The organism is Pedobacter cryoconitis (assembly GCF_014207135.1).
Classification (GTDB): Bacteria; Bacteroidota; Bacteroidia; order Sphingobacteriales; family Sphingobacteriaceae; genus Pedobacter; species Pedobacter cryoconitis_D.
This window is the reverse complement of sequence record NZ_JACHCC010000004.1, coordinates 258,033-278,235: the sequence shown is the minus strand read 5'-3', so window position 1 is coordinate 278,235 and position 20,203 is coordinate 258,033. Positions and strand designations below refer to the sequence as shown.

The 20,203-nt window shown below is 39.6% G+C and carries 18 protein-coding genes and 1 tRNA gene; 10 read left to right on the top strand and 9 right to left on the bottom strand.

Annotated elements, in window-relative coordinates:
* Window positions 1-15 precede the first annotated feature (15 nt).
* Window positions 16-1,410 carry a S41 family peptidase gene (locus tag HDF25_RS08855; RefSeq protein WP_184624385.1) on the bottom strand — a complete coding sequence of 465 codons (1,395 nt, stop codon included), beginning with the start codon at window positions 1,408-1,410 and terminating at the stop codon, window positions 16-18.
* Window positions 1,411-1,630: 220 nt separating this feature from the next.
* On the opposite strand from HDF25_RS08855, the gene HDF25_RS08850 reads away from it, so the two are divergent.
* From HDF25_RS08850 to HDF25_RS08835, 4 genes are all read left to right on the top strand, one after another.
* Window positions 1,631-1,945, top strand: coding sequence for a hypothetical protein (locus HDF25_RS08850; RefSeq protein ID WP_184624384.1), 315 nt, complete (start codon window positions 1,631-1,633; stop codon window positions 1,943-1,945).
* Window position 1,946: 1 nt separating this feature from the next.
* Window positions 1,947-2,276, top strand: a complete 330-nt coding sequence (locus HDF25_RS08845; RefSeq protein ID WP_184624383.1) for a hypothetical protein — start codon at window positions 1,947-1,949, stop codon at window positions 2,274-2,276.
* Window positions 2,276-3,409, top strand: coding sequence for a glutathionylspermidine synthase family protein (locus tag HDF25_RS08840; RefSeq protein WP_184624382.1), 1,134 nt, complete (start codon window positions 2,276-2,278; stop codon window positions 3,407-3,409). Before HDF25_RS08845 ends, HDF25_RS08840 begins: the two co-directional genes overlap by 1 nt.
* 105 nt (window positions 3,410-3,514) lie before the next feature.
* On the top strand, window positions 3,515-4,198 hold the full coding sequence (locus HDF25_RS08835) for a glycoside hydrolase family 25 protein (protein ID WP_184624381.1): 684 nt from the start codon (window positions 3,515-3,517) through the stop codon (window positions 4,196-4,198).
* 12 nt (window positions 4,199-4,210) lie between these two features.
* Here HDF25_RS08835 and HDF25_RS08830 read toward each other — a convergent pair whose 3' ends face one another.
* Entirely contained in the window at window positions 4,211-6,208 is a 1,998-nt protein-coding gene (locus HDF25_RS08830; protein WP_184624380.1) for an ATP-binding protein, read from the bottom strand.
* Between the two features lie 83 nt (window positions 6,209-6,291).
* On the opposite strand from HDF25_RS08830, the gene HDF25_RS08825 reads away from it, so the two are divergent.
* The 4 genes from HDF25_RS08825 to HDF25_RS08810 all read left to right on the top strand — a co-directional run bounded on the left by HDF25_RS08825 (window position 6,292) and on the right by HDF25_RS08810 (window position 10,223).
* The gene (locus HDF25_RS08825; protein ID WP_184624379.1) at window positions 6,292-6,678 is read left to right on the top strand and encodes a hypothetical protein; all 387 of its coding nucleotides are present in this window, start codon (window positions 6,292-6,294) and stop codon (window positions 6,676-6,678) included.
* A 298-nt stretch (window positions 6,679-6,976) separates the two neighbouring features.
* Window positions 6,977-7,195 carry a hypothetical protein gene (locus HDF25_RS25825; RefSeq protein WP_260409344.1) on the top strand — a complete coding sequence of 73 codons (219 nt, stop codon included), beginning with the start codon at window positions 6,977-6,979 and terminating at the stop codon, window positions 7,193-7,195.
* A 100-nt stretch (window positions 7,196-7,295) separates the two neighbouring features.
* Window positions 7,296-9,653, top strand: a complete 2,358-nt coding sequence (locus tag HDF25_RS08815) for a TonB-dependent receptor (RefSeq protein WP_184624377.1) — start codon at window positions 7,296-7,298, stop codon at window positions 9,651-9,653.
* A 69-nt stretch (window positions 9,654-9,722) separates the two neighbouring features.
* Entirely contained in the window at window positions 9,723-10,223 is a 501-nt protein-coding gene (locus tag HDF25_RS08810) for a DUF3347 domain-containing protein (protein ID WP_184624376.1), read from the top strand.
* Between the two features lie 46 nt (window positions 10,224-10,269).
* Here the strand turns inward: HDF25_RS08810 and HDF25_RS08805 are convergent, their stop codons facing one another.
* Window positions 10,270-10,989: a DUF6515 family protein gene (locus HDF25_RS08805; protein ID WP_184624375.1), complete on the bottom strand. Its 720-nt coding sequence runs from the start codon at window positions 10,987-10,989 to the stop codon at window positions 10,270-10,272.
* Between the two features lie 108 nt (window positions 10,990-11,097).
* Window positions 11,098-12,258: a hypothetical protein gene (locus tag HDF25_RS08800; RefSeq protein WP_184624374.1), complete on the bottom strand. Its 1,161-nt coding sequence runs from the start codon at window positions 12,256-12,258 to the stop codon at window positions 11,098-11,100.
* A gap of 225 nt (window positions 12,259-12,483) precedes the next feature.
* Between HDF25_RS08800 and HDF25_RS08795 the strand changes: the two genes are divergently transcribed.
* On the top strand, window positions 12,484-13,245 hold the full coding sequence (locus tag HDF25_RS08795) for a hypothetical protein (RefSeq protein ID WP_184624373.1): 762 nt from the start codon (window positions 12,484-12,486) through the stop codon (window positions 13,243-13,245).
* Between the two features lie 251 nt (window positions 13,246-13,496).
* Here the strand turns inward: HDF25_RS08795 and HDF25_RS08790 are convergent, their stop codons facing one another.
* From HDF25_RS08790 to metG, 4 genes are all read right to left on the bottom strand, one after another.
* Window positions 13,497-13,751 carry a hypothetical protein gene (locus HDF25_RS08790; protein WP_184624372.1) on the bottom strand — a complete coding sequence of 85 codons (255 nt, stop codon included), beginning with the start codon at window positions 13,749-13,751 and terminating at the stop codon, window positions 13,497-13,499.
* Window positions 13,752-14,224: 473 nt separating this feature from the next.
* Window positions 14,225-15,130 carry a hypothetical protein gene (locus HDF25_RS08785; protein WP_184624371.1) on the bottom strand — a complete coding sequence of 302 codons (906 nt, stop codon included), beginning with the start codon at window positions 15,128-15,130 and terminating at the stop codon, window positions 14,225-14,227.
* A 395-nt stretch (window positions 15,131-15,525) separates the two neighbouring features.
* Window positions 15,526-15,597 (bottom strand) — tRNA-Arg (locus HDF25_RS08780).
* 4 nt (window positions 15,598-15,601) lie between these two features.
* Window positions 15,602-17,710, bottom strand: a complete 2,109-nt coding sequence (gene metG / locus HDF25_RS08775) for a methionine--tRNA ligase (RefSeq protein WP_260409343.1) — start codon at window positions 17,708-17,710, stop codon at window positions 15,602-15,604.
* A gap of 40 nt (window positions 17,711-17,750) precedes the next feature.
* Here metG and HDF25_RS08770 point away from each other — a divergent pair, with 40 nt between their 5' ends.
* The gene (locus HDF25_RS08770; protein ID WP_184624369.1) at window positions 17,751-18,650 is read left to right on the top strand and encodes an LD-carboxypeptidase; all 900 of its coding nucleotides are present in this window, start codon (window positions 17,751-17,753) and stop codon (window positions 18,648-18,650) included.
* A gap of 73 nt (window positions 18,651-18,723) precedes the next feature.
* On the opposite strand, the gene HDF25_RS08765 is transcribed toward HDF25_RS08770, so the two are convergent.
* Entirely contained in the window at window positions 18,724-20,199 is a 1,476-nt protein-coding gene (locus HDF25_RS08765) for a SusD/RagB family nutrient-binding outer membrane lipoprotein (RefSeq protein WP_184624368.1), read from the bottom strand.
* Window positions 20,200-20,203: the final 4 nt, after the last annotated feature.

Below are 20,203 nucleotides of genomic sequence, written 5' to 3'. Positions count from 1 at the left end.
GGAAATTATAATTCATTATTTTTCCAGGTATTCCTGTGCTGCAGTGACCCAGTTCTGTCCGGCCTTCAGCGGACGGTCTGGTTTAATACCTACATTATCTATTCCTTTGCCCATATCGACTCTTCTACTCCGGCTTGTTGCGTAATGCAGTGCGTAAGGCATACAACTCAAAGCAATATCACGGACATTGGCATAATCCAGCACACCGGCAGAGTTTTCACCCATAATAATTACTTTTTTACTCTGTTTTGCAGCCAGTAAAAATTGTTCTGTGGTAGAACCAGAACCTTTATTGATTAATATCACAATCTTTTTAGGAAACAATAAGCCTTTATCTAATACCAGGTCCTTATCAGCCCCCAAGCTAATAAACTCGTCCTTATGCTGTTCCATTGCAGCGATTTTTTCTCTGATAAAATTTTTCTGATCTTCAGGAAGGTCGTTCTTGATTAACAAGCCTGCCCACCCTGCTATATTGTCGGCCGATGATAGGATATCCGGCCCAACGGTTTTGATAGGATTGGTATACAGATAAGGAATAAGTGGCCTGTAAGCAAAGTCAGCTCCCCCGCCATTACCCCGCAGGTCTAGAATTAAATTAGGTGTTTTATCGAGGACATCCTTATTAAACAGGATTAAGGAATCTATTCCTTTTGCGTTTCGCTGGTTAAATGTACCAATCCGGATGTAAAATGTCTGGGCTGAGAGCAGTTTACCGGACACATCGGCATCTGGTATCTTTTCTATCCTATCGTTTACAGTTCCGTCTCTTTGCCACTCCCCTAATCTGTTCTGTCCGATTTTAAGCGTCACATTTTCGGGGGTATAATACTGATCATATACGATCCCCTTTAAAGCCCCTTGTTGTTGCTTTAGCTCCATTATTACGTCACCCGCTTTCCAGGCCTTAATTCTGGATTCCAGTATTATTCCTGCATAATCCCTGAAGCTATTTTTATTGGCTATAACAGCGACTTTATAGGTGGAATCTTTACTCCAGTATATCCCGCTGATATCCTTTGAATTTTTAAGTCTGGTCAGATCATCTTCTTCGAGTGCTAATTTCTCTACATCCTGAACTAATTTTTCCTGATCTTTTACAAATTTATAATCTGAAAGCCGGTTACGTCCTATCTCAATATGCCCATCTTTAAAAAAACCAATCCATTCATTAATCAGAGAGATACAATAAGGTGATGAAGTAACCTGTCTGGCTTTGGCTAATATCTCGATTGAGGATTGCTGATAAGCCGCTCTGGTTTTTGGATTCACCTTATCTCTGAAACCAGCATAGTTTTTTTCTATTTTATCTTTCACATACTGAAATTCTTCTGCACAATTACAGGTTTGAGCCGAGGCATTCACACTGCATAAAATCAGAAGAAAGAGAGAGGCAACAGTGACTTTCATAATCAATTTAATTAAGGGCCGCAGATAGATAGGCTACGAGCAATTTCAGGGATCAAAGATACGGCATTCATCAGGACAACGACCGTGAGCTAACGTTAAAAATAGTTAAACCTCCCTGTAAACCAGCCTTAATCATGAATTTCATCTAGTTTAAAAAGACTGGCTGATTTTTTTCTGGAACTTTTCTTATATTCCGGTCTTAATTGCTCAAATTCGATCCATGAAAAAATTGGCTCTCTTCATCCTTGTCCTGTCACTTACGGCTTGCCAGGAGCAAAATGATGACAAAGTTAAAACTGTAGACAAAAGTGGCTCTGTAGAAACAAAAGTTCATATCACACATCTTAATGACTCGGTTGACGTCATGAAAACTGAAAATATATTCTGGGTCAAATTCAAAGACGTCAAAAGAGTAGTAAGGCTCGATACAATTCCTTCGCTGGACTTATCAAAAGAACAGGGAGAAAATAGTGCGGGTGAAGACACGACCCTGATGATCAAAAAGAATTACCAGATTTTTATCACAGTCAACTAGCATGAAGAAATCAAAAGTTGTAAACCTTGTGCTCATTACCGCAGCGCTGGCTTCCTGTAGTAAACCTAAACCAGACTGGGACTCGAACGAAGTATACCTGCGTTCAGATACCACAGCTAATTATACGCATACCCAGGGCAGTCATATCTCTCCGTTTTTGTGGTATTATGCCTTCAGGCCATATGGAATGTATTATGGAGGCGGTTATCATCATTCGGGCTATTATTCTTCTGCACTTACTGAACGGTCAAATATTGGCAGATCGGCCATGAAGGGGGCAGTGATAAGAGGCGGTTTTGGGGGCTCACATTCATTTTCTGTTTCATCTTAATGCAAAGACATACAATATCACCCAGAAATAACTGGCAATCTGCTGTAGAAAAGTTAGGTTTTGGTTTCCATACAGCCGATGTCCCTTACTGGAATGAAAGTGCTTATTATGAATTTTCAATGGCTGAAATCACAAAAATAGAATCTGCTACAGCGGAGCTCTGGGGAATGTGCCTGGAGGCTGTACAATATGTGATCAACAACAAGCTTTATGCCCGGTTCGCCATTCCGGAAAAAGCAATTGCACTCATTGAAAAAAGCTGGAATGACGATGATCCGGCCATTTACGGACGTTTTGATTTTGGATTTGACGGAAATAATCTAAAATTATTTGAATTTAATGCCGATACGCCTACCTCCTTATTTGAAACGGGTATTGTTCAATGGTTCTGGTTACAGGACTTTGCTTCGCATAAAGATCAGTTTAATTCGGTCCACGAGCGTCTGGTAGATTACTGGAAATATTTGAAACCTTATCTCTATGAAGGAATCTTGCATTTTACCTGCGTCAAACAATCTCTTGAGGATTTAACTACGGTAGAATATATGAGGGACTGTGCTATACAGGCAGGAATCCCTTCCAAACTGGTATTCATTGATGACATAGGCTGGGACCAGGAAAAAAGGGAGTTTGTAGATCTTGAAGATGAAGAAATCAAAAACATATTCAAGCTTTACCCCTGGGAATGGCTGGTCAATGAGCCTTTCTTTGAACAGCTTCTGTCTAATCCAAAAGCCTACTGGATCGAACCGGCCTGGAAAATGATCCTGTCAAATAAAGCGATATTACCTGTTTTATGGAAGTTATACCCGAACTGCCCTTATATCCTGGAATGTTATTTTGAGGAGGAGAACAGCCTAAAGGATTACGTAAAAAAACCTGTTTATTCCAGAGAGGGGGCAAATATCAGTATCATTAAAAATGGACAGGTAATTGAAAAAACTGAAGGCATTTATGGTAAGGAAGGTTTCATCTGTCAGCAGCTATTTAATATCCCGCAAGCTGAAAAGAAAATTCCGGTTATTGGCTCCTGGGTTATCGGACAACAACCTGCCGGGATGAGCATCCGTGAAGATGATAGTTTAATTACTGGCAACACTTCTTGTTTTATTCCGCATCTGATCAATAATTAATACACTGGTATTAAAATACTTATCAGAACTAACAGTTTCTTAATTTCTATATTCTTACTTTGCCTTAGCTAAAACTATTTTTTGGCCGAAACAAGGTAAATTAAAATGACAGATACTATTCAGTCAACACAACAACAGCCCGCTTCAACCGCTTTAAAGGGAATAGATATCTCTCATTACAATGGTAAAATTACCTGGCCGACTCTCAGCAATGAGATCAGTTTTGTCTATTGCAAAGCCAGCCAGGGTATTACCTTCAAAGACCCTATGTTTAAGGAATATTTCGGCCAGTTAACCAATGCAGGGATAATCAGAGGGGCCTATCATTTTTTAACCTTTCAAAATGCACCGGCAGACCAGCAGATAGCAAATTTTCTGGGCAACGGAATTAATTTTTCCACTCCGGGCACCTTACCGCCTGTGCTGGATATTGAATGGCAGGTTCCTGATTCACTTAATGCATATATCATTGCAAACAGGACAATCTGTATTCAGCTGATCAAAGACTGGTTGAATGGTGTGGAGGCAAAAACAGGAAGAACACCTATGATCTATACGAATACTAACTTCTGGCATGACTACCTGGGCAACCCATCAGGATTTGGCAATTACCCTTTATGGATAGCATCATACCAGACAAAACCACCTGTTTTACCTCCGGACTGGACAGCATATACTTTCTGGCAAAACAGTGATAAAGGAACTTTTAATGGTATAACAGGTCCGGTAGATACAAATCTATTTAATGGTAACCTGGCTGACCTGAAAAAACTTGGTCTATCCTTATAAACTATATTAATTTTAATTACCTGTGGGTAGATTAAATATGAATTTAGATCCGCTTCCGTACTGACTCTCTACCCGAATTTGCCCACCATGACGCTGTATAATCTCGGCACTTAAGTAAAGTCCGATACCAAAGCCGGATATTGCATGGGTCTGCTCACTTTCTACCCGGTAATACCGTTCAAACAAATTTGGCAGGTCTTGTAACTTGATTCCCATACCCTGATCTTCCACGACAACCTCAACAGTACCTCCTGTTACTGTACAGGTAATTTTGATTTCCTTTTCTTTCGGCGAATACTTAATCGCATTGGAAACTAAATTATTGATCACATTACCTATTTTATCGCGGTCAGCAGAAATCATAATCTGCGGACAGGGTTCGAATGTAATAGGCTGCTCGGGAGACAACAGTTGAAATTCTTCAATACTCTCTTTAATTAAGGTATCCAGTTCAAATTCATCTTTAACCAGGAGTATTTTACCTGCCTCCAGTCTGGATACATTTAAAAATCCATTGATCAGGCTGCCCATCTTTTTAACCTGAATTCCAGCTTTATGTAGTGCACTGGCGGCGAATGTGTCGCCGGATTTTTCAGCCTTACCATGCAAAATCTGTACATAAGCACTCAAAGAAGTAAGCGGGGTCTTGAGTTCGTGGCTAACCATACCAATAAAGTCATTTTTGCGATGTTCGTCTTTTTTCTGCTCGGTAATATCCATGACCAGTCCAGAAAACAGGGAATAGTCACCGCTACTGTCCTGGGTTATTTTACCCATGGATCTCATCCAGACAATTTCGCCGTCATTAAACCGCCTCTGGGAATAAGTAATATCGTAATCTCCACCGGTACTAATGGCCTGATTAATCTCTTCTTGTATCCGCTCCCTGTAATCTTCCGTAACCTGTCCAATGGCCTGGTCAAAGGTCATCGGTTCGACACCTTCATAACCAAACAACTTGGCTAATGTAGGATTGTATACCAATGTCATCGTTTTGGGTGCTATATTCCAGGTACCAATATTCGCTGCTTCTACAGCCATGCGCATTTTGGTTTCCACTCTTTGCAGCTCCAATCTGGTAATCATCTGCTCAGTAACATTATTTGCAACAATCATTACGCTGATCGTTTCTTCTTTGTCGTTTTTTACCGGGAAAAATATATAATTATGGTAAAGTGTTTTACGGAACCCCAGGTCTTCTGTTAACCGCTTCACATCATTGCTGTAAACAGGCTGGCCACTTATTTTGATCTGATCCACCAGTTTAATTAATAAAGTAGCCTCTTCGCCCCCTAATACCTGATCTATGGGTTTCCCTATGACATCATGCCCAACTCCCCAGAGCTGCATGAGTTTATCATTAACCGATTCAATAAGATAGCGATTACATGCTAAGACGCCAACCGCAACGGGTGCACTATCTAACAGCAGACGTGATGTATGCTCAGCGATAATTAACTGGTTATGGAGCAAAGCTAACTGATCATAAGACTTTCTAACCTCATCACTGGTGCTTCTTAATTCTTCATTAATAGCAGATAGTTCTTCATTAGACTCAGCAAGTTCATCAGACAATACCTTCTCCGCCCTTTTCAGTTCCTTCAGCTGTATACTTGCCTTTACCTGCGCAGTAACATCTGTTGCCGTATGCAGGATACAACGGGTCTTTCCACTTTCATCCAGAATAGCCCGGTATTCAAAATCGAAATAGAAATCCTGCAATTTACCATCAACTCTGAGTGTTGATAGTGTATCCTTTGCATGATAAGTTCTCCCGCTATGCCAGACTTCTTTTAATAAACTAATAAATGGCTGTCCTTTTAATTCGGGTACGGCCTTCTCTAAAGACAGACCGATAATACTACGATCTTTACCCCAAAAGGCAATCATTGCGTCATTTGCTGATTGTATAATAATATCAGCATTCTTATATATCGCAGTTGCATGCTTAGACAGGGACAGAACTTCCAACAACTCGTCACTGGTCATTAGACCGGCTTTTTTACTCATTATAAATCAAAAGGATTAAACCCTGAATAAAAATAATTAAAAATGTTGAATCTATGCCGGTTCAATAGTTTAATTTTACCGCGATGTTTCGCCGGGCCACCATATTTAGTTTGATTCTGATCACGCTTTTAGCGAATTTTTCGCGCTGTTTTGTCTTTGCCGGATTTGAACTCAATCAAAAATACATCGCTGAAAATCTTTGTGTAAACAAAAACCGTCCCTGGATGCATTGTGATGGTCATTGCTACCTGATGAAAAAGATGAAACAAGCTGAAGAACACGAGAAGAAACAGGCTACAAGAAACAATCTCAGTCATTTGAACATCTCATTTTTCCAGGAGCCTTTCTGCTTAACTTTTATTTCTCCTGTGATTTTAGAAAACAATAAAGGATCCTTTCCTGCATATCAATCACAATATATTCACCGCTATACCGGAACGATCTTCCAACCGCCCAAACAGATCGCTTAAATTTTCTTATTTCCAGGCTAATTATGATTAGCTCAAGCCGGACTATGGCCCGGTCAAAAACCTGTATTCCGGTATATGGATGCGTCTTCGTATCTGATTACCAAAACTTAGAGTCTGTATAAAATTTTAAATGTTCAACCGCTTCGTGACGTACCTGCTTTTGCTGGCCTTGATAAGTATAAACTTATCAAGGTTTTTCACCTGCATGGGATTTGAGCTCAACAGAAACTATATCGCAGCCAACCTCTGTGAGAATAAGGCGAAACCTTATTTGCATTGTAATGGAAAATGTTACTTGATGAAGAAGATCAGGCAGGCCGAAGAAAATGAAAAAAAACAAAACAACAAAGATCGTTTCAACCGTCTTGTAGTCTCATTTTTTCAGGAACATATCGGGTTAACTTTTCTTCCCCCGGTATCAGCCCCTAAGCTGAAGAACAAATTCCCCACTGATATGGTCCGGTATTCGAGCCGCTGTAAGGGGGCAATTTTTAAACCACCCCGGTTATTGATTTAATGCAGTTTCTATTTGCCTGAAATACGCAGGCAATCTCATTCAATTACTTATTAATGATCATTTTTCACTGATTTATGGATCAGTGAAACAAGGTATTTACATGAAAAAAATTTCTATTACGCTATATTTCTTACTGGCGGCATTCACTGTTTTTGCTCAGCAAGCGCTGAAAGGCAAAATCACCGACCAGGAAACCGGCGCGGGCATTCCGGGCGCGACAATTACATTAAACGGCACGACAATTTCTACACAAAGCAATGGGAATGGGGGTTTTGAATTGAAATCAGAAAGCCCGGTTACTGCCATCACAATCTACTTTATAGGTTATGAAACCAGAACAATTAAAGTTTCCAACCCCACGCGATTTATCAATGTGCAGCTGGCCACCTCATCGAACAATCTGAACACAGTCACTGTAACGGGTTATGAAAGTAACCGTAAGCTGATTGAAACAGCAGGTGCAGTAGCGCTGATCACAGCCAGGGATATGCACCGCAATAGTCAAAGTGACCTCCTACCTATACTAAACACTGTTCCTGGTGTAAAAATGGAAGAAGAAGCACCAGGCGACTTTAAGATTTCATTACGTGGCAGTGCCCTCCGTGATCCTTATGGGTTACGAAACATCAAGGTTTACTGGAACGATATTCCGCTGACTTCACCAGATAACTCTGCTTCGCATTCCCTGAGTTTTGATCCTGGACAGATCGGTACCATCGAGATTATCAAAGGCCCGGCAGGAAGTATCTATGGCGCAGGTACAGGCGGTGTTGTATTACTGAAGAATGATAAACCAAAATTTGATGAGAACAGCCTGGCTGCAGGTTTTACTGGTGGTTCCTTTGGTCTGGCCCGCTCGAGTGTGACTTACAAGACCAATAGTGACAATTTTAGCCTTTCTGCTAATTATGTGCACCAGACCTATGATGGTTACCGCCAGAATGAATGGAGCAACAAAGATGCGATCAATCTTTTCGGACAGTTCTATGTCAGCCCAAAAAGAACGATAACGGTAATAGCCAATCATGATGAGGGGAACTTTGGCATTGCGGGTAGTGTAGATAGTACCTGGGCAATGAATACACCTAAAAAGGCTGTCCAGTTCTGTATTGATAATAAGACTGGGGTAGCTAAGTATACTTACACACTGGCGGGGATTGCCCAGGATTATAAATTCAACGACTTGTTCAGCAATACAACCAGTATTTATACTAATTCACAAACACTCAGTCATCCTTATGGTCAGAGTATTTACTATAATGGTTATCTGAAACAATCCACAGGCGGTTATGGCGGCAGAACAAAGTTTACCTTTGCCCCTCAGTTAGGAGAGATCAAAAGCCGCTTTACGATTGGTGATGAGCTTCAGATCGAGAATTTATTAAATGGAACGTATAATATCGTCAATGACAGCCCGGGAACACCAGCTGAAACGGGGGCCTTGCAAAGCAGTAACCAGATTACTTCAAAATCTAATATCTTATTTGCGCAGGCCGAATTCGACTTACCTGCTCATTTCCTGTTGACCCTTGGAAGCAGTATCAATAGCCTGTCCTATAATGTAACTGACCTGGTGCCGCAAAGCGCTACGCATAATAATTATTCCGGCATACAGAATTTTTCATCGACAGTGTCACCAAGAGTGGCTCTCGTTAAAACATTTAATCATAATGTAGCTGCCCATGCGAGTGTCAGCTATGGCTTTTCTCCTCCTTCACTTTCGGAAATTAATAATGGTGACGGCAGTTTTAACAAAGACCTGAAAGCCGAGAAAGGGATCAATTACGAGCTGGGCTTCCGCGGCACAATACTCAATGATGCGCTGAATTTTGATGCGTCTGTGTACCAGATGAATCTGACGAATGCCATCCTGCCATATTACCTGGCCAATGGCCGTTCAAATTATCGCAACGCGGGAGCTACGGATCAGAAAGGACTGGAACTGTCTCTGAACTATCTTTTGGTTCATGATCCGAACCAGACTATCAGTTTGTTAAAACCATGGGTCACTTATACCCACAGTGATTATAAGTTTAAAAACTATATTGAGGAATCTTTTAACAGTACGACCAATGCCATTGTCAAGACTGATAACAGTGGTAAAAAAGTTACCGGTGTATCTCCTGATATGTTTAATGCAGGAATTGATCTGGAAACCAAAGCTGGAATCTATTTTAACACTGTACTGAACTATATAGGCCGTACACCGATCAATGACAGTAATACACATTTTCAAAAAGCATATACTTTACTGGCTGGAAAAATCGGTTACCGTATCCCGCTGAACCAGTTCAGCCTGGATGTATTCGGTGGGGGCAATAACCTGCTGAACACCAAATATTCTTCCTGGATCAACTTTAATGCGGACGCCTCCAGCAACCCGGCGACATTTTATAATCCGGCACCAGGTATTAATTTTTATGGAGGCCTGACACTGAAGTATAACTTTAGGAAATAGAAAAATTGTCATTAAGCCAGCGTTTCCGACATCAGAATAATTAAATTAGAAACCATAATTAATCAACACATGAGAACTTTAAAAACAACTGCTTTAAGCATTTTAACTGTACTGCTGTTCACCATGAATATTAACGCTCAGAACAAAGCAATAAGCGGGCCTGTTAACACAGTAATTACTAATTACCTGGCTTTAAAGGATGCGCTGATCAGCGGTAATGGAACTGTTGCAGAGGGCAAAGCAAAAATATTGCTGGCTTCTATTGGCACTGTCCCTAAAGCAGATCTTACAACCGATGAAGCTGTCTTGTTGCCTAAGTTGGAATTTGATAGCAGACATATCAGCGAAGTCAATAAAATTGATCATCAGCGCGAACACTTTGCCAATCTGTCGAATAACCTTTACACATTACTCAAAAAGCTGAAAGTTAACAATAACATACTGTATCGTCAGTATTGTACCATGACCAAACGTTACTTTTTAAGTGAATCAGACAAAGGTAAAGATCCTTATATGGGGATGGCTGGTTGTAGCAAAGTCACCGAGACTTTATCAATAGCGAAAAAATAAAACTCGTAAATATTAAAAAGGCCACATAAAGTGGCCTTTTTAATATTTATAAACTGTTATGGGGGGTGTCAGCAGCACTTGGAACGCTTGAAACCCGATAAACAGTTTTATCATCCATTTTAACTTTTTCCAGGTAAACACCTGTAGGTGTAACCCAATACTTTTTACCATTGCTGGTCACTTTGTGGCTGTTCTCAGGTAATTGATCAGCTACATCACCAACTACAGGGTTTTGATGATAGACAGCGTCATCCTGGCCGGTATTCAGAACACCATTTTTTCCGGCAACCAAATAAGCGGTTGTTCCATTATCTTTAGTGATCTGAGTATAATAAACACCATTGTATTCAAAATACTGTTCTCCGTCTATAACAACCTGACTTGCTTTCGCAGGTATGGAAGGTAACTCGGCACCTACAGGTGGAGTTGCCACCTGATAGCCATCATTAACACCTGGCTGATAAAATACTCCATTATAGTAATAATAAGGATCAAGTCCCCAGTAAAATGGATAATAACCAAAAGGCAGGGCGTCAATCCACAAGCCGACATTAGCGTAAATATATGGTTGATAAAAACCACGAAAACCAAATACAGTACCTGTTCGTAGTGAAGACCCGCCATAAAAGCCAGCACCACCTCTGTAACTGACATGACTGAAACCTCCTCGAAATCCACCACGCTGTGCGCTGGCAACACTTACAGAACCAATAATCAGCAAACCAGCCAACGAAAGGTTTGCTATAGATTTACTTAATGTTTTCATGACCTTATAAATTAATTAACTCAAGAACATTTCAATTTTTATCTCTAAAAATCTATTTATTGGACTTGACTGAACAGTATAGGATTAAAGCTGCACTGTTAAAAATTGTTAATTATTTTTAGAGCCTGGATCTCTCTTTTTTAGTTCATTGATCTGTTGCTGCAGGATCTTATTCTGTTTATCAGCATCTTCTTTTTGCTGAATAAGGTACAAGGTGAGTTCCTCTATTTTTTTGACCAGTAATTTATTTAGCTCACCCAGTTTAATACCTTCCTTTGCAACTTCCTGCTCTGTTGGCATTTCTGGCAAATGATGGTTTTCGTTGATATAGGTCTTTATTTCGGCCAATGAAGGTAATACATAGTTCGATTTAAACACATAATCCGGCCAACCTTGTGTGTTAACTTTCACTTCTCTTGAATGGATAGTACCATTAACCGCCAGCTTTGCATCAGGTGTATTCGTTCCTATACCAACATTACCATTATCAGAGATTGTCATCAACCTGGTAAAGGTAGAGCCATCTGTCGTTTTATCAAATGCAAATCCTCCCGTATTCCCACCTGCAATATTGTTTACAAAATTTGCTTCCCCGCCACCGCCAGATTTATTCCAGCCTATATAAGTACCGCCAGTAGAAGAATAATTTAAAATCCCAGGATAGGCTATATGGAGGATCCCACTGAGATCTAATTTGGACACTGGGGTTATTGTCCCAATTCCGACATTACCATTATCAGCGATTGTCATCAATCTGGTAAAAGTTGAGCCATCTGTTGTTTTATCAAATGTAAATCCACCCATATTCCCTCCTGCAATGTTGTTTACAAAATTCGCTTCTCCGCCGCCACCGGATTTATTCCAGCCTATGTAAGTACCACCGGTAGAAGAATAATTTAAAATCCCAGGATAGGCTATATGGAGGATCCCACTGAGATCTAGTTTGGACACTGGGGTTACTGTCCCAATTCCGACATTACCGGTGTTAAGCATGGTTAAAATAGGCGCACTGGAAGTCCCCTGAAACTGGTGAAACATATTTGCCTGATAATAGGATTCTCCCGAACCTACGTTATCAATCAGCAGAGCACCATTAGATCCTACAGCCCTGAGAGGAGTAATACCTGAAGTAGCATTTATTTCAAGTTTTGCATTTGGATTCAGTGTACCAATCCCAACGCTCCCATTTTGTGGCAAGCAATTGGTTGGTTGAGTCTGTGCTAATACAGAATAACCCGTAAATGTTATAATAAGAAATAGATTTTTCATTTAAATTTAATTAGATCGCTCAAAGATACTTTTCTATAACTGTTTAAGATATTTAACTCTCTACGCTTTCGCGAATCGAAGTAACAGAAGCCGGGATTAAACTTTTCATGCCTCTATTAATTGTCATTAGACTATCAGAGCCTAATTTAACTCTGTCGTACAAATAATTTCAACCTAGATAAAAGTATCGCGATTAATAGATTATTTGTTTCTATTTTTGCTCACATGAAAAATATAAAACGTTACTCAGTGTTAGCCATAGCACTGATTTCCATCGTCGCTTGTAAAAAAACCAATAATGAGACTACACCTAATCCGGTTGATAAAAAAATTGCGTATTACAATGACAGCGTTTCCTTTACTATAAATGAAAAACAATATGTATTAAATAATCGATATAGCTCTGGGATAGGCAACCAACCCTTAAATATAAAGTCCTCCCCAACAGTTATCGAAGGAGGAAAATTAGCTTATCAGACTGGTGGATATTATTGGTACGGAGCAAAAGACTCGACTCTGTATTCTGTATCCCGTGGCTTTCAGTCCAGTAAAGGGGGAGATGATTTTGAGATCTTATTCACAAAGAAGTTTAACGACAGCCAACTTCAGGGTGGCCCTGTGATGTTAACCCCAAAAGATTATTACAACCTTTTTAAATTGGGCAAACAATCATTTGCTGTCGACCTCGAAAAGGAAAACACAATGGATGGAATTTCAATTAAGTTCCGTGGAAATGACATGAAAGATGGGTTAACTTCCAACATCCCAGGTTTTTCAATATTAATCAGATCGGGATTAAAAAAAGATATTCAGGATAATTCAAATTTTGAAATTACCAGAGTTGAAAAACTGGGAGACAACCGGTATTTAGTAGAAGCCAAATTTGAGATAAATCTATTTAACAACGATGCGAAGCTTTACCGGCTTAAAGAAGGGTTTTTACGAATTACAACAAGGATGACAGCTCCTTTCGGCATCACTGGTTAAAGCTTCAAACCTTGGTCCCTTTTAATTTAATCACAGAGGGGCAATCGTCTAAAGGCTTTGTTGAATGGATGAGACCACAATCGAATTCTTTATACGCATTAAAAATGTATTGGATAATAATTATTCGCATCATTAATTATTGCTACAAATTACATAATTAATATTGTTACTACATGTCGGTAAGTGAAACCCCTTTAAACAAAAAAGCAGCAGTTATATACACCAACTGGCTAAATCTGTAGCCCCGATGCTTAATCTTCCTGGTTGAACTTACTTGCTATTTCAATTTGAATTACCGACAAGCGATCGTTTATCTTACTTTCAATATTTTTATGCAATGATAATTTATCAGCCATATCTCTACCACCCTGCAGTTCAATTTGTAAACCAAGTAAAGCCTCTATCATTGCTTGATTTTTAATAGAGATATTCAGAATAGCTTGCAATACTTGTTGGTATTCTGCCGGAAATTGATTTAATCCTTTTTCAATCTCGTCAATGTTCATATCATTATAGAATTTAAGAAGTAAAGTTATTTAATAAATAATATTAAATAACTTTTTAAAATAAACACGCCTTTTTATTGAATGTAAAGTGTAAATGCATCGTTGCAGTTACAGCATGCTATAGCCATTTCTCGCTGTCAATTTCACCAAAATCTGGCACATAATAGGGTGAGTGCCGTTAGTATAAGTATTATGTATATAGAGTAATACCTAAAACCGGCCGTAAATACAAACAGCGGAAGTTCCGTTAGGAACTTCCGCTGTGTTTGATGTCAATGTGGAGTGGACGAGACCACAATCGAACTTTTAATGCCCCTTTTAACATTTCTGGACAGCAAAAACAAGTTAGGAATGTAGCCATTTATTCGCTTAACAAGCCTTCAATATCAGCTTTATGGAAAGGAAGGTGTTGAAAAACTAAAAGACAATTACTACTAAGTAGAGTACGCTCTCAAAAAATCAACAATTCAGAATTATTCTGCCTTTGTTTTCGGATTCATAATGTTATTAAGTTGATCCTGCATTGTCTTAAGCTGTTCTTGTAACTTCTGATCTTTTGCATCTTGGGTCCGTTGTTTTTCATTGATCTCGTTTATCTGCTGCTCCTTCTCAATCAAGTAAAGTGTTAACTCTTCAATCTTCTTGGTTTGTAGCTTAACTATCTCACCTAAGTTGATACCTTCCTTGGTAACTTCTTGTTCAGATGGCATATCCGGTAAACGTTGATTATGATCAATATAGGCTTTGACTTCGGTTAGCAACGGGAGGTGATAGGTTGGTTTAAAGACATAATCTGGCCAATTCCCATATAATTTCACGATCACAGAGGTCGCAATAATATCTCCGTTGACTGCAAGCTTATGACCTTGTGGATTCGATGTCCCAATACCTACATTCCCACCTTCAGCTTGTAAAGAGATATCTGTACGACCAACGCCTACTTGCGAACCTTGAATATTTACAGGATTAGTGTTGACAGTGGGACGACTTAAGTACAGGCCTTTTGCATTGATGATATTATTTGCTCCAAAGTACGCAATGACATTGGTTCCATTACCATCATACACGTCAAACTTTCCTTGTGGATTTATTGTTCCAATGCCGACATTGGCTCCTGTTAAAGCTATGCTGCTTGCATTATCGGCACCTAAAATAATCGAACCACCCGGGTTAAATTGCAAATACCCTGTCCTTAGCACATTTACATAATCAAAAGCTGACAAGTAGACATTGTTACCGCTAAGCCTAATGGCTTCCACGTTGTTAGAGAATAGAGTCCCAGTCAAAGGATAATTACTTCCTGCAGTTAACGGCAAATACTGCGCATATGTTGAATAACCAGCTATTATTATAGCAAGTGTTAATAATATCTTCTTCATAGGATAAAGTTAAGACTTGTTGCCGTTAAAAGATCATTTACTTACATATTACCATACTATAATTCATCATTTCCCCACTTGGCGAGTAAATGAAGGGACCTTTAAGGTCTCGAATTGAACACTGCTTACATAAAAACCACCAATTCCTACGGCGTCAAAGAATTATGCTCAAAAAAATATTTAAAATAAATTCTGGCTATACCTGGATTCCCTTTCTTTGAGATCTGGAGGTCATCTTTGATGATTGAGAAAACCTCTTTGATGAAAGCAAAAAACTGGAGATGAAATTCTGATACTGATCATCTCAAATCAAACCTCCTCAAATTTACTTGCCCCTTTTCAAACCCCTTGAAGCAAAAAAACCAGCAGTTATATACAACTGCTGGCTAAATCCGTGGTCCCGACGAGAATCGAACTCATATCTAAAGTTTAGGAAACTTCTATTCTATCCGTTGAACTACGGGACCTGTATTACCTGATTACGCTTCCATTCGCATGGTTTTGTAAAGGCGACACAAAAGTAAGTTTTCCATCTGAATTTTCAGACATTAAAATCATTCCCTGAGATAAAATTCCTTTAATTTCTCTTGGTGCAAGATTAATAAGTAAGCTAACCTGCTGACCAACTACCTCTTCAGGAGTAAAATACTCTGCTATTCCTGAAACAACCGTACGCTCATCTATACCAGTATCCAATGTCAGTTTCAGTAATTTTTTAGTCTTTTCTACCTTTTCGGCTGCAATGATCGTAGCGACACGGATATCTACTGCGCTAAACTGATCAAAATCTATATTCTCTTTAGCAGGGGTAACTACGATGTTAGCTTTGATATTTTCTTCCTTGCTTTGATTCAATTTATCAATCTGCGCCTGAACCTCCGTATCTTCTACTTTTTCGAATAATAAAGCCGGTTCGTTCAACTGGTGACCTTCTGGCAATAAATCCATTTTACCAGCATCTGCCCATAAATGACCAGGAGAATTCAGCATCTTCACCAATTTATCAGCCGTGAAAGGTAAAAATGGTTCTACCAGGATCTCCAGACTGGCTACAATCTGTAAACTGATATTCAGGATTGTTTTCACCCTGTCTTCATCAGTTTTTATAACTTTCCATGGCTCAGTTTCTGCCAGATATTTATTACCCAGGCGCGCCACATTCATCACTTCGGTTAAAGCCTCTCTGAAACGATAAGCTTCGATAGAAGCTGATATTTTATCCGGATAGGATGCAAGTTCATCAATGACCTGCTGATCCTGTTCATTCAGCGCTGTTATAGCCGGCACCTGACCACCAAAATACTTCTGGGTCAAGACAACTACCCTGTTAATGAAATTACCTAATACGGCAACTAATTCATTGTTATTTCTGGCTTGGAAATCTTTCCAGGTAAAGTCATTATCCTTAGTTTCAGGAGCAGTTGCAGTTAATACATAACGCAACACATCCTGTTTATCCTTAAACTCAGTCAGATATTCATGCAACCATACTGCCCAGTTTTTAGACGTGGAGATTTTCTGTCCTTCCAGGTTCAGGAATTCGTTTGCAGGAACATTATCAGCAAGGATATAATCGCCATGAGCCATTAACATCGCCGGGAAAATTATACAGTGGAATACGATATTGTCTTTTCCGATGAAATGGACCAGCTTAGTTGACTCATCCTTCCAATAGTCTTCCCAGTTTCCTTTTACGACCTTATCTTTTTGCAGATAATACTCGTCTGCTCTTGGATTTACACCTTCTACTCCTCCAAAGGCAAATAATTCTTTGGTAGCAGAGATATAACCGATAGGTGCGTCAAACCAAACATATAATACCTTGCCTTCAGCATCTTTCACAGGGACTTTGATACCCCAATCCAGATCTCTTGTCATCGCCCTTGGCTGCAAACCAGCATTCAGCCAGCTCTGACACTGACCATAAACATTTGGTTTCCATTCCTGATGTCCTTCTATATAAGTTCTTAACTGCGCTTCGTACTTCTCTAAAGGCAGGAACCAGTTTTTTGTCTCTTTACGTATCGGAGGCTCTCCTGATAAAGTAGATTTTGGATTAATCAGGTCAGTTGCATTTAAAGTACTTCCGCAATTCTCACACTGATCACCATACGCATTTTCATTACCGCATTTCGGACATGTTCCGGTGATATAACGATCGGCAAGAAAAGTCTGAGCCTTCTCGTCATAATACTGTTCAGTCACTTCTTCTGTAAAAACACCCTTATCATAAAGTGTTTTGAAAAAATCCGAAGCAGTTTGATGATGCATTTCGGAAGAAGTCCGGTGATAGATGTCAAAAGACACACCGAATTCTTTAAATGAATCACCTATAATTTTGTGGTATTTATCCACGACAACTTGTGGACTAACACCTTCCTTTTTAGCCTTTAAAGTAATAGGAACTCCATTTTCATCCGAACCACAAACAAATTTAACATCTCTTTTATTGGAACGGAGATAACGCACGTAAGTATCCGCAGGTAAATAAACACCAGCTAAATGTCCGATATGTACAGGACCATTCGTATAAGGCAATGCTGCCGTAACGGTATATCTTTTTATTTTACTGTTATCCAAAACTATTTTTATTATTTTGTCAAAGATAAGTGTTTTACCTATGATTAAACAGCCGGCCCACCTAAAAAAGGGAGACAAAATTGCTATTGTTTGTCCCGCAAATAAATTAAAGAATTCTATAGCTCCGGCAATAGCCATATTAGAAGGATGGGGGCTCCAGGTGATTACAGGTAAAAGTGTTTCTGCTGCTCATTATCAATTTGCAGGAGATGATAATCTAAGGGCGGCTGATATACAATCTTTCCTGGATGATGATAGTATCAAGGCTATTCTTGCCGCCAGGGGAGGATATGGTGGTATCCGGATTATTGATAAACTGGACTTCACGAAGTTTAATGACAATCCCAAGTGGATCTCGGGATTCAGCGATACGACTGCACTACTTTCTCATTTGATGGGGGCATTACAAACTCAAAGTATTCACGGCCAAATGCCGGTCTCTTTTGAAAAGGCAACCACTGGGTCTTTGGAAAGTCTGAGAAGAGCCCTTTTCGGGGAGGAAATTAGTTATAGCTATACGAGTTCTTTTCCAAACCGGTCAGGCCAGGCTGAAGGTATAATAATCGGCGGAAATCTGTCTTTGCTGGTCGCGATGGAAGGTTCGGTATCTGCTATGGATTACAGCAATAAAATCCTGTTTTTAGAGGATGTAGGGGAATATGAATACACGATTGACCGGATGTTAAGAATGCTGAAACGCAGTGGAAAACTAGCTGGTCTGAAGGGTCTGATTGTAGGGGCCTTCAATGAGATCAAGCCTGAAGACACGCCTTTCGGACAAACTCCAGAAGAGGTCGTTATGGAGATAGTAAAAGAATATGACTATCCGGTTTGTTATAATTTCCCGGTTGGCCATATTGAAGATAACAGGGCAATGATAATCGGGAGGACGGCAGTTCTTAAAGTCGGTGATGCCGATGTCAGCTTATCTTATAAATAAAGAGCTGAAAATACAGACATAAAAAAAGAGGTCATCGTAACGATGACCTCTTTTTTTATGTTACAACCTAAAATTAGTTTCCAGTAGTTGCCCACCACATCGGAGTAGATGCAGGAACTGTACCTGGGTAATTTCCGTTTGAAAGTGCTTCGCTACTTGCATATAAAAATCTTTGTGGCATCTGTCCTGCTCCCTGAGCAACAGAAGGCACAAGGAAATCAGGATATCCTGTTCTGCGATATTCAGTCCATGCCTCAAAACCCTGGAAACCACACATTGCGTAGTATTTTTGGGTAATGATCGCCTTAACTTTTGCATCCACAGTACCAGCAGCAGTTAATGCAGCTTGTCCGTCCGGAGCGTTTGCAATATAAGCAGGAGCATCCGCAGGGTTACCTGTAGCTGTGAAACTAGCAGTAATTCCCTGAGTATACAATCCGTTTACATCACCAGCTGCCCATCCTCTGGCTACAGCTTCAGCCTGAAGGAAAGCACTCTCTGCAGCAGAGATTAACTTTACTGGTGCGATTGCCGAAGCATCGATGTTTGGACTTGCACCTACTAAAGCCGAAGGCAGAGAAACTACTTTACCTGAGTTTTGAAGATAACTTCCCTGATCAATTGCTGTAATCACACCTGGTGCTGATGCAATCGGATCATAGAATTTAAATAACCTTGTATCATTGTTTTTCACAAATGCTTTAACAGCAGTATTACTTGCAACTAAGTTTTCTACACGCTTTAATGCAACCATTTCATTATAAAGTGGGTTTTCATTTCCACCGATTGCAATATATTTAAGTGAAGCATCAGCCGTAACAAAAGCAGGAGTGGTAGCATATAATGCAGCAATACCAGCGCTAGCTTTAGCAGGGTTAACTTTAGAAAGGCGCAAATACGCTTTTAATTTTAAAGTGTTAGCAAATGCTTTCCACTTAGCTGTACTACCCTGGAATAAAATATCCTGTGCTCCCGGATTAACAGCACCAGTAGTAGAAAGTAAAGCCATACCTTTGTCAATGTAGTTAAAAACACTATCATAAACTACAGACTGAGCCTGGTATCTAGGTGCATTTACAGCAGCACCTTGTAAAGCATCAGCAACAGGAATATCACCAAATGCATCAGTAGCTACCTGGAAAGTATATGCTTTTAAAATATAAGCCATACCTTGAGTATACTGAATACCGCTAATCTTGCTGTTGATAATTAATTGAGCATTTTGTAATGCGTTACGGTAGATAATTAACCAGGTACGGTCAAAATCTGTATTTCTCAGATTGTACTGATCAATTAATTTATACTGTGACGAGTTAGGGCTTTGTGTCCAGTATTGGCTGAACATACCACCATAAACCTGGAATCCATTACCCATCAATTGACCAAGAGATGCTTCTACAGTAGGTAAAAGCAAGTTCGGGTCTGCCGTCTCCGGGTTATTGGGGTTTTGGTTAATGTCTAAAAACTTCTTGCAACCCGAAAATCCAATGACTCCTATAAAGAGCAGAAGCATTAACTTCTTTGGATTAAAAATATTTTTTGTTCTCATAATA

Coding starts and splice junctions, on each gene's coding strand:
- HDF25_RS08855 (WP_184624385.1), bottom strand. CDS start 1,410: ATGAAAGTCACTGTTGCCTCTCTCTTTCTTCTGATTTTATGCAGTGTG.
- HDF25_RS08850 (WP_184624384.1), top strand. CDS start 1,631: ATGAAAAAATTGGCTCTCTTCATCCTTGTCCTGTCACTTACGGCTTGC.
- HDF25_RS08845 (WP_184624383.1), top strand. CDS start 1,947: ATGAAGAAATCAAAAGTTGTAAACCTTGTGCTCATTACCGCAGCGCTG.
- HDF25_RS08840 (WP_184624382.1), top strand. CDS start 2,276: ATGCAAAGACATACAATATCACCCAGAAATAACTGGCAATCTGCTGTA.
- HDF25_RS08835 (WP_184624381.1), top strand. CDS start 3,515: ATGACAGATACTATTCAGTCAACACAACAACAGCCCGCTTCAACCGCT.
- HDF25_RS08830 (WP_184624380.1), bottom strand. CDS start 6,208: ATGAGTAAAAAAGCCGGTCTAATGACCAGTGACGAGTTGTTGGAAGTT.
- HDF25_RS08825 (WP_184624379.1), top strand. CDS start 6,292: ATGTTTCGCCGGGCCACCATATTTAGTTTGATTCTGATCACGCTTTTA.
- HDF25_RS25825 (WP_260409344.1), top strand. CDS start 6,977: ATGAAGAAGATCAGGCAGGCCGAAGAAAATGAAAAAAAACAAAACAAC.
- HDF25_RS08815 (WP_184624377.1), top strand. CDS start 7,296: ATGAAAAAAATTTCTATTACGCTATATTTCTTACTGGCGGCATTCACT.
- HDF25_RS08810 (WP_184624376.1), top strand. CDS start 9,723: ATGAGAACTTTAAAAACAACTGCTTTAAGCATTTTAACTGTACTGCTG.
- HDF25_RS08805 (WP_184624375.1), bottom strand. CDS start 10,989: ATGAAAACATTAAGTAAATCTATAGCAAACCTTTCGTTGGCTGGTTTG.
- HDF25_RS08800 (WP_184624374.1), bottom strand. CDS start 12,258: ATGAAAAATCTATTTCTTATTATAACATTTACGGGTTATTCTGTATTA.
- HDF25_RS08795 (WP_184624373.1), top strand. CDS start 12,484: ATGAAAAATATAAAACGTTACTCAGTGTTAGCCATAGCACTGATTTCC.
- HDF25_RS08790 (WP_184624372.1), bottom strand. CDS start 13,751: ATGAACATTGACGAGATTGAAAAAGGATTAAATCAATTTCCGGCAGAA.
- HDF25_RS08785 (WP_184624371.1), bottom strand. CDS start 15,130: ATGAAGAAGATATTATTAACACTTGCTATAATAATAGCTGGTTATTCA.
- HDF25_RS08770 (WP_184624369.1), top strand. CDS start 17,751: ATGATTAAACAGCCGGCCCACCTAAAAAAGGGAGACAAAATTGCTATT.
- HDF25_RS08765 (WP_184624368.1), bottom strand. CDS start 20,199: ATGAGAACAAAAAATATTTTTAATCCAAAGAAGTTAATGCTTCTGCTC.